This window comes from Microcoleus sp. B13-B6 (genome assembly GCF_036705405.1).
GTDB lineage: Bacteria > Cyanobacteriota > Cyanobacteriia > Cyanobacteriales > Microcoleaceae > Microcoleus.
This window is the reverse complement of the sequence record NZ_JAUBUJ010000048.1, coordinates 52736-60928: the sequence shown is the minus strand read 5'-3', so window position 1 is coordinate 60928 and position 8193 is coordinate 52736. Positions and strand designations below refer to the sequence as shown.

General features: G+C 46.3%; 8 protein-coding genes and 1 pseudogene. 1 reads left to right on the top strand and 8 read right to left on the bottom strand.

Annotated features, from left to right (window positions below; translation table 11 throughout):
• The 8 genes and pseudogenes from QUB35_RS21160 to QUB35_RS21125 form a co-directional block, all read right to left on the bottom strand.
• The coding region (locus tag QUB35_RS21160; RefSeq protein WP_333143710.1) for a serine/threonine-protein kinase at nt 1-929 on the bottom strand (929 nt) is incomplete at its 3' end.
• Nucleotides 930-1035: 106 nt separating this feature from the next.
• Nucleotides 1036-1482: an SRPBCC family protein gene (locus QUB35_RS21155; RefSeq protein ID WP_015175311.1), complete on the bottom strand. Its 447-nt coding sequence runs from the start codon at nt 1480-1482 to the stop codon at nt 1036-1038.
• Between the two features lie 193 nt (nt 1483-1675).
• The gene (gene zds, locus QUB35_RS21150; RefSeq protein ID WP_333143709.1) at nt 1676-3112 is read right to left on the bottom strand and encodes a 9,9'-di-cis-zeta-carotene desaturase; all 1437 of its coding nucleotides are present in this window, start codon (nt 3110-3112) and stop codon (nt 1676-1678) included.
• Between the two features lie 60 nt (nt 3113-3172).
• A complete protein-coding gene (locus QUB35_RS21145) occupies nt 3173-3391 on the bottom strand; it encodes a hypothetical protein (protein WP_333143708.1) in 219 nt (72 codons plus the stop codon).
• Nucleotides 3369-4645, bottom strand: a pseudogene (iscB, locus tag QUB35_RS21140) (RNA-guided endonuclease IscB). The gene QUB35_RS21145 and the pseudogene iscB overlap by 23 nt, the downstream one beginning before the upstream one ends.
• A 240-nt stretch (nt 4646-4885) precedes the next feature.
• Nucleotides 4886-5152, bottom strand: coding sequence for a type II toxin-antitoxin system PemK/MazF family toxin (locus tag QUB35_RS21135; protein WP_333143707.1), 267 nt, complete (start codon nt 5150-5152; stop codon nt 4886-4888).
• Complete coding sequence (locus QUB35_RS21130) at nt 5142-5396, bottom strand: hypothetical protein (protein WP_333102672.1); 255 nt, start codon at nt 5394-5396, stop codon at nt 5142-5144. Before QUB35_RS21130 ends, QUB35_RS21135 begins: the two co-directional genes overlap by 11 nt.
• A gap of 153 nt (nt 5397-5549) precedes the next feature.
• Nucleotides 5550-7205: a DUF6930 domain-containing protein gene (locus tag QUB35_RS21125; protein WP_333143706.1), complete on the bottom strand. Its 1656-nt coding sequence runs from the start codon at nt 7203-7205 to the stop codon at nt 5550-5552.
• A 587-nt stretch (nt 7206-7792) separates the two neighbouring features.
• Here QUB35_RS21125 and QUB35_RS21120 point away from each other — a divergent pair.
• Nucleotides 7793-8146 carry a HesB/IscA family protein gene (locus QUB35_RS21120; protein ID WP_006632680.1) on the top strand — a complete coding sequence of 118 codons (354 nt, stop codon included), beginning with the start codon at nt 7793-7795 and terminating at the stop codon, nt 8144-8146.
• Nucleotides 8147-8193: the final 47 nt, after the last annotated feature.

The window sequence follows — 8193 nt, the reverse complement described above, 5'->3', positions numbered from 1 at the left end:
CCCGTGCCCGCCCCCGCCGACTGCTGCGGCTGCAAATCTTTCAATACCTCAGCTACAGATTTGTAGCGGCGGCTGAGACTCGATTCGATCATTTTGTCGAGGATGCGACTTAATTTCGGATCAATTGGAACCTTCAAAAAGTCTCGCCAAACCCAAGCATCTTGATTGATATCGAACAAATCAAAAGGAGATATTTGAGTCAGCAAATAAATGCAAGTTACTCCCAAACTGTACAAATCGCTGGCATAAACCGCTTGACCTCTAATTTGTTCCGGCGCCACAAATTCGGGAGAACCGATGACTGTACCGGTTTCTCTCAAACCCTCCACAAGTTTTGCAGCGCCAAAATCAACTAAAACTAACTCCCCAGTTAAGGTGGGGTAAGTATAAATGGTGGGAGTTTGAGAAAGGCGGCGGCGGATAATATTGGGGGGTTTAATATCTCGGTGAATTACACTGCGATCGTGCACGAACTGCAATACTGGCAATAAATCCTTCAGCAGACTGAGAATCTTACTTTCGCTGAAAGGCCCAGTCCGCGCCAACTCTTCCTGTAAATTCTGACCTTCTATAAATTCCTGTACCAAATACTGATAGCGTTCCTGCTGAAAGTGCGCCAGCAGTTCGGGAATTTGCGGGTGTTTCCCCAACTCGTCCAGCCGCACCGCTTCTCGGTTGAATAATTCTGCTGCTTTTTCGCTGCTGCTGGTACCTTGGGATAGCGGGAAAAACTGTTTAATTGCACAGCGCGGTTTTGAGGGTTTGTCTTGGTCTATTGCTAAAAAAGTGCGGCCAAAACCGCCGCGCCCAAGGGGTTTGATGGCGCGGTAACGCTCTCTGAGCAACAGTTTGGAGCCGCAATTCAGGCAGAATTGGGTACGATCGGCATTTTGCGGGTTTTGACAGGCGGGGTTTAGGCAATAACTCATAACTAAACCGAGAAGGAATCAGCAGCACATCTCTATGATACTGACGCCCAAGCGCGATCGACTCTCGCGTTACAATTAAAAACCAAAGGACTAAAGTCCTCAGAATTTAAGATGTGGCTTTCACTTTCAGAGCATACTCTTTAAACCTTTCCAAGTCAGCCTGAATTGTCGATTCAACCACGCGGCCCAGAAATAGGTTATCCATCAATTTTCCCAGCCAGCCGGGAATTCCGTAAGCCACTGTCAGCTTGACGATACTGCTGTCTTTGCGATCGTAAAATCTTACGGCACCTCGATTTGGTAAGCCGTCTACCGATTCCCACTGAATTATCTGATTCGGCACTAATTTGAGAATCCGAGAAAGCCAGCTAAATTCTAACCCGCCTGTTGCGAGTTTCCAGCGAGACAATTCTGGATCTTCTTCAAGAACATGAACAGATTCTATCCACTTCATCCAGCGTGGCATTTGCTCTAAATCTGACCAGAGTTGCCACGCTAATTCGATGGGAATTGCCACTTCTACTTGGACACTGTGTTCTAACCAATCAGTCATGGGATTTTAGATTTTAGATTTTAGATTTTAGATTGAAGAATTGTTTCTTTTTTTCTTGTTACCAGGCTCTGCCTGGTAACGCAGATCCAGAGGCTCCGCCTCACTTTTCCTCTCGAATACTGGAGGCGGAGCCTCCTGATAGGGATTCCCAGGCATAGCCTGGGAACGAGAGAAAACGAGAGAGAACTAATGACTAATGACTGTAAGCTTCGAGAATTGCCTTAGCCGCTTGATGGCCGGAAAGTGTCGCTCCTTCCATACTATCAATGTAGTCTTGCTGAGTGTAACTTCCTGCTAGAAAGAAATTGGCGATCGGAGTTTTTTGAGCAGGGCGGAAAACATCCATTCCCGGTGCTTCGCGATACAAAGATTGAGCTAGCTTCACTACACTGTACCAAGTCATGTTTAATTCCCGCGCTGAGGGAAATAAATCCTGAACTTGTTTGAGTACGTGTTGGGCGATCGCCTCATTGCTTTGTTTGATAAACGGATCTCCCGGTGTCAGCACCAACTGGAGCAGCGAACCTTGTCCTTCTTTATAATAATCCTTGGGACTTGCCAGCGCTAGGTCTGCAAAACAGGAAAAGTCTGCATCTGCTGAATACAGCAAATTATCGATTCCTACAGCGTGGCTCAACTGTTTGCGCTTGGCTTCGTCTTCCAGTTCCGTTACCCAACCGTCGAACCGCAATTGTACTGTAGCAACTGGCACCGCATCTAACTTATAAATGTTGTCAAATTCTGACCATTTGCGCCAAGCTGGGGGCAATATTTTCTGAATTCCTGGCACGTCTAATGCAAAAAGATAAGCATCAGCGGTAATAGTTTCTTCAGTTTCGCCGCTAGCTACTGCCAAGCCTGTGACGCGGGTTTCTGCACCTTCTTCAAACTGAATTTCTCGGACTCTGCGCCGCGTGTAAATTTTCGCTCCTTTTTTTTCCAAATATTCCACAATTGGTTTGTGCAAATATTCGCTGGGAGAACCGGCCAGCATTCGCATCCTTGATGCTTCTGTTTTGGTAGCAAAGAATTGAAAGATTGTCAACATACACCGGGCAGAAATATTTTCCGTGTCGATAAAACCCAGTGCGTAGGCGATCGGATTCCACATTCTTTTGAGCGAGTTTTGGTTGCCACCTTGGCTGCGGAACCAGTCAGCAAAGCTAATTTTATCCAAATCGCGGATAGTTTTCATCGCTCCTTCAAAGTCTATCAAACCCCGGACGATCGGGCTAGTTCCCAGGGCGATCGCATTTTGAATTTTGTCTTGTACGGATAGCTGGGATGTAGTAAAAAATGCCTTCAATCCGTGCAAAGGAGCACCCACGGGAAAGCGAAAATCCAAAGAACCAGTTTCGCCGCCTCGATTGATAAAAGTGTGGACGTGTTCTTTGAGGAGCAAATCGTCAAAAGCCCCCACTTTTTTCATCAGGGCAAATAAGTTATAATAGCAGCCGAAGAAGACGTGCAAACCCATTTCAACGTGATTGCCGTCTGGATCTACCCAACTGCCGACTTTGCCGCCGACAAAGGGGCGGGATTCAAAAATTTCTACTTCGTGGCCGGCTTCCACTAAATCGACTGCTGTGGTCATTCCAGCCAGTCCCGCACCTGCGATCGCAACCCGCATTTTACCTATCCTTTACAGTATTTTTACAAATTGTAACAAAATTTAGAATTTCCGAAACATTCAAAGTTCATAAATGCCGATCGACACTTGTACAGCCCTCTGAATTCTGGCTAGGACATCGGCACTAATTTGACCATAAGGGCCTTGTTCTAGGAATGTCTGCCGCAAAGCAGAAACGTTTTCACCAGAAAACGAGCGAGAAGCCCCTGGCTTTAGACATGGGGAGGAAAGCGGCTGCGACTTCAGTCGCCTTGAATTAAAATCCATAGGAATAGCCATCTTTTTTGTGAATAGATTTGCAATATTTATGACTAATTCCTGCTACTCTTCCCGTCGTTGTGGCGATGTCGAACGAACCGGATGCGCGGCAAAGAATTCGTCCCACATAGGTGCCGACCTTCTTGCCTGCTGTGACGGTAGCGCTGACAATATCGCCAGGCAAGAAAACCGAAATGGATTTGCTTTCTCGACTTGTGACGAATTGGGAAGCCAAACTTATCTGTGCCGCACATTTGTCGAGTACCGTGTCCTGCTGCCTTAATTAGCAGCGGTTGAGAAGTCAGCACTTTTAATTCTTCGACTTTGCCTACACTTGCAGCATCTAACCAGTGAGTTTTAGCTAAATTTAATCGAGTGCGGTTGAACTTTGTTAGACCACCACTGCCTGTAGAAACAAGCAAGCCATTCATACGAAGTCGGTTAAATAACGCCCAGCGAGTTGAATTGACTGCTGCTGCGTCTTTTAAAGACCGCTTTGCTTGAGATAGAATTCGCTTCAAAATTTCTGGCTTTTTGGAGAGGAATTGCTCAATATCTTGAGTTCCCTTCCGAGTATTACAATTTTCGCAAGCAAGGCAAAGATTAGAAATACGATTAGATCCGCCTTTGGCTTTAGGATGAATGTGTTCGACTTGTAGCGGTGTATCCGTAACTCCACAATACGCGCACTTCCTATCCCATTTATTCAACAAGTATTCGCGGATTTCGTAACCACATAAAACGCCTTGCTGGTACTCCAGTCCACTAATTTCTGGATTTTCTAGTCGTTGTAAGTCGAATCGCACAAGTTCTTGAGCAATAGAACTAATGGGAGCGACTTTCATTAATCTAGTTACCCATGTCAGGATTGTTTCGACACGATGTTGCAAGCTTGGAGCCAGCCATCCTTTAGGGCAAGTTCTATTTAGAAATCTAGCCTTTCGATAACGAGTATGGCGATTTCTCCTGGCTCTACGCAGTGAACGGCGAGACTCCAAACAGGCTTTAATTGATTGACCGGGCGTGAGTTAGTTCTGCACCAAAGATTACGTTTTCTCCTTCGACTAATGCAATGCCCGTGGTTTTGGAGCCAGGATCTATTTTAAGAGTGATGGGTTGTTGGGATACCGTTACCTCTACTTTGAGAATTAGCGTGAATGGATACCTTTTGAAAACAGCAGCTTTGCCAGTGGTTAGCAATTTACGAGCCATTCCTGGGCGGATTGGATTGAGCGGTCGTTTTTGGGTATCAAGTACAAAAACGAAATTAGACATAAAGTCCTCCATTGCTGGGTAAAGTTCGCTCCCTTGAATGTTTTATGAGCTTGTTGTGTCAAAAGCACTGGTTTAACCCCGCCCGAGCCTGTTTAACTTTTGGCGATAGAGCGGAAAACTAGCGTCGCATTCTCCGGTATCATGACTCAAAAAACGGAGGTCTAATCCTGTCTCTGGTAAGGTTCGAGCTTTCTTCTTGAACCGCTCGGAACGAGCCGGACTTCCCAAAAGCCCCCGCTTTTAAGCGTGGGGTTCCTTACATACAGCTAGAGAATCAGCTTGCAATCCTCCCTCACCCACAGGAATCAAGACGCGAGTTGGATTTTCTACTCTTGCAAGGTTACTCGTGAAAGGAACAACAATGACAGAATCCGTAAACTCGTTGCGGATATCGGGAGAAACCACAACTACAGGTATTTTTTTGGTATCTCCTAACTGACGCAAAGCCCTTGAAAGATAAATCTCACCTTGGCGAGGATAAGTTTTTCCTGTTGAGTTAGAGTCCATCGCTGCTCCATGTTTCTTCTATCTGTTCCTCTACAAAATTAAACCACTCTTTTTCCTCCTCAATATCTTCTGGGCTGCGGTTTTGATAAAACTTCCGCAACTTATCTTCTATTTGCTTAGCGTACCAGAGACGGAGAGCTTGTTCGATCGCCTCCGTCCAATTATCAGTAAGTTGGTCTATTTTCTCCGCGAATTCAGCATCAAGGGCGACTAACACTTCTCGCTTTTGAGTAGAATTTGACATAATCATTTTCCTTGCTCATTCAAATAAAAAAAAATGACTGATGACGGTTGACTGCTGACTAATGTTATTGGTTATTAGCAGTCCAAAGCAATTAACAACTGCCAATTAACAACTGCCAACTGCCAACTGCCAACTGCCAACAGTCAACTAACTTCAAAACATCGGCATCAACTGAAGTGGGCCAATTCCCAAGTCTTTAGCAGACACCCAGCGCACCTCAAGCAAAGCGATCATATCCTTAAACTGAGGCTGACCGCGAGAAGCACCCATCAACCCTTTAGCAATAATCAAACCGCACCAACCGTTGGTTAATTTACAGCGGCGATCCCACTTCTTGCGAGCTTCCTGATGCACCGGATCGTCTTCATTAAACTCCCCAAATAAATACAACTCGCCATTTTTAGTTTGCAAAATACCCAAGTCGTATTGCTCATCCTGAAAAGGATTTTCGCCCGGATTAAAACCAATCCCCTTCACGCCTCCAGCTTCTTTCAAATCCTGAATCATAGTTTTTGCCTTCGGATGAGAAGTTTGGATCATCACCACCGGCAAACCATCTCCGGCGGTATTAATATCAACTTCTGCACCTTGGTGAAACTGGACACTTTGGCGCAGGAAATCTACCGTTTCCCAAGGTACGGCGCCGAGGCTCAAAAATGAATTTTGCGGCACCAAATCGTCCCGCAGCAGTGGTTTGTCAAATTCATCATCATCGTCATCATCGTCATCATCGTCATCGCCGAGCATCTGTAATAATTCGTCTGATACATCGGGCATCGTGGAAACTTTAACGGATACCTGTTGAATTTCTCCGTCAGGCTGCGGCACAGGGATGCGGTAGCGGCTGCTAAGAGTGGGAAAAGTGTCTGAACCCAATTTCCGGCGGCCGTTGCGGAAAAAACGATGAAATGCTTCGAGAGCAACTAACATCGTGAGGGCTTCTTCTTCGTAAAGGATCGATCGCAATCCTTCTAAAGGATGTAGGTTGCCGAAATTTGGTTCAATTTCCGATGGAGGCAAATCGGCTAAATCAATTTCGTCGTCGTCGTCGTCCTCATCAATATCTGCTGCACTTTCAAAGGTAACAAACAAACAGTCTTGCCCTAAAAAAGCCTGTTCTAAATCTTCAAAAGATTCATCATTATTGACGACTCGTTCTCGAAACCGTTTCAAGGATTCTAGAGAACGGTAAAGTAAAACTCCGTAATCCATTCTGCCTTGCCCCAATACGGACACGTAGAGGCTGGCGACATCCCACTGATTGATTTCAATAGATATAATTTGGTGTTCGCTCAAAGTCCGCCACGGAGCATCTTGCCAAATTTGAGCAGCTTTTTCCATTAAAACTTCAGCATACTGAGGGGGCAACTCAGGAGGTCTGTTGATGGCGACCTCTTCCATGCCGCGAAATATTTCGTCAATTAGGGGCAATTCCGGCACGTAGTCAATGGAAATGCCTAAATCTTGAAGTACGCCCCGCAGATAAAATTGAATTTCTCGGTTTTTGACTACTATTTTTTGGGGGCGGACTGCGGGAGCCGGACTTTGGGGATGTTCCATTGCCCGTAGCAGGGCCCGGACGAGCGCCTCTGGGCCGGCATCTGGGCCTACCATGTCCATAGCCCTCACGACTCCTTCGGAGCCATCGACCCAGAGAATGCACTCGCCACCAGCTTCTAGAACGTCATCGTCATCTAGCATCATGTGTGAGTCAGCATTAGATAAGGGTCGGCGATCGCCCTCCCACACGCTGGGAATTTGAGGTAAGTTTTGTAGCCGACGAAGAGTAGTGCGATTCAGCGCTGCCATAGAGTAAGCCCGTTGGGTGAAGCATTGTTGCGGTGCCGGTAGCCGGTCAACCGCTGCTTATCAATCATAAACCCTATAGGGGGAGAGGACATCGAGCTGGGGAACGAGGCCCCACGGGAATTAAAAATTAGAAGCTAAAAATTCGGCCTTCAGCATCTAACCTTATGCCTTCTGGCGAATGCCTGTACAATGGAGGGATAAGATTACACTCTTAGCATTAGACAATCTCAGGAGTTCGGCAAATTGTCAGGAACCTCAGCCTAAAGGCATGAGGCTTGAAGGAGAAATCTAACAAGCCGTTCTGACCAGCCTAAGTCTTAACTGACTACGTTTTTCGAGTCACGACACCCTGGGATGCGTAGCTAGTTCCTTGCTCTGTCGTTGAGAGTTAAACAGTTCTAAGGTCACTGGAACAGTGCTTTCAGCCTAACAAGCTCTTAAAACATTGGCGAAGCTAACTTTACTCCGAAAGGAGATTGAGGCAACCATACCTCGCCGGAGGGGCAACCATACCTCTCCACCCCACAAAAGTTTTAACTCAATGTAAAGCCGTCCTAAAAGGACGGGGTTTCTAACCCATATTTCTGATGACTCAAGCCATTTCTGAAAAGCGCGGCATTCAAATGACGGACTCTGCTGTCCGTCAAGTTTTAGCTCTGAGAGAGAAACAAGGTAAAGACCTCTGCTTGCGGGTAGGGGTGCGCCAGGGCGGATGCTCTGGAATGTCCTACGTGATGGATTTCGCAGATCCCAGCACTGTCAAATCCGACGATGAAGTGTTCGACTACGATGGTTTTCAGGTAGTTTGCGATCGCAAGAGCATTCTTTATCTCTACGGTTTGGTTCTCGACTTCAGCGATGCTATGATCGGGGGCGGTTTTCAGTTTACTAACCCCAACGCCACTCAAACTTGCGGCTGTGGCAGTTCATTTTCTACATAAATCGGAAAATAGGGCATTGGGGATTGGTAATTGCTAATTGCTGAGAA

Excerpts from the sequence above, each read along its gene's own strand:
- QUB35_RS21155 (WP_015175311.1), bottom strand. The coding sequence starts at position 1,482 with ATGACTGATTGGTTAGAACACAGTGTCCAAGTAGAAGTGGCAATTCCC.
- zds (WP_333143709.1), bottom strand. The coding sequence starts at position 3,112 with ATGCGGGTTGCGATCGCAGGTGCGGGACTGGCTGGAATGACCACAGCA.
- QUB35_RS21145 (WP_333143708.1), bottom strand. The coding sequence starts at position 3,391 with ATGGCTATTCCTATGGATTTTAATTCAAGGCGACTGAAGTCGCAGCCG.
- QUB35_RS21135 (WP_333143707.1), bottom strand. The coding sequence starts at position 5,152 with ATGGACTCTAACTCAACAGGAAAAACTTATCCTCGCCAAGGTGAGATT.
- QUB35_RS21130 (WP_333102672.1), bottom strand. The coding sequence starts at position 5,396 with ATGTCAAATTCTACTCAAAAGCGAGAAGTGTTAGTCGCCCTTGATGCT.
- QUB35_RS21125 (WP_333143706.1), bottom strand. The coding sequence starts at position 7,205 with ATGGCAGCGCTGAATCGCACTACTCTTCGTCGGCTACAAAACTTACCT.
- QUB35_RS21120 (WP_006632680.1), top strand. The coding sequence starts at position 7,793 with ATGACTCAAGCCATTTCTGAAAAGCGCGGCATTCAAATGACGGACTCT.